The following is a 379-nucleotide window of genomic DNA, read 5'->3' as shown; positions in this document are numbered from 1 at the left end:
GCGGGTGTAGCTCAGTTGGTTAGAGTGCCGGCCTGTCACGCCGGAGGTCGCGGGTTCGAGCCCCGTCACTCGCGCCACTTTCCTTCAACACAATCAAATGAACTGTTGAATTGAAAGTGGCGCTCCACGCCTCTTCGTTCCTTTCCCTTTTCGTACTTCTTATCGTGCAAGCATCTGCTCGCTCTTGCGCCAAGGGCCTATTCGCACAGCCTGCTTGCAGGGTGTTTCGCACAGTCTGTGTATGAATTGCAGAATATCGCAATTCTTCTCCAAACATGCGCTTGACACTTGTGTTCGAACCCCTTAAACGACCGCTCACACCGCCGGAAACGACGGTGGTGACTGAAGCCTACGGGCTGAAAAAATGCGCGGGTGTAGC

General features: G+C 54.4%; 1 tRNA gene. It reads left to right on the top strand.

The annotated features are described in order from the left end of the window. A tRNA-Asp gene (locus tag ACTJKP_RS27255) sits at positions 1-77 on the top strand. The last annotated feature ends 302 nt before the right edge of the window (positions 78-379 follow it).

This window comes from Brucella sp. 22210 (assembly GCF_052045675.1).
Taxonomy (GTDB): Bacteria; Pseudomonadota; Alphaproteobacteria; order Rhizobiales; family Rhizobiaceae; genus Brucella.
Note: the sequence above shows the minus strand (reverse complement) of the source record. Positions and strands in the feature narration are given on the sequence as shown.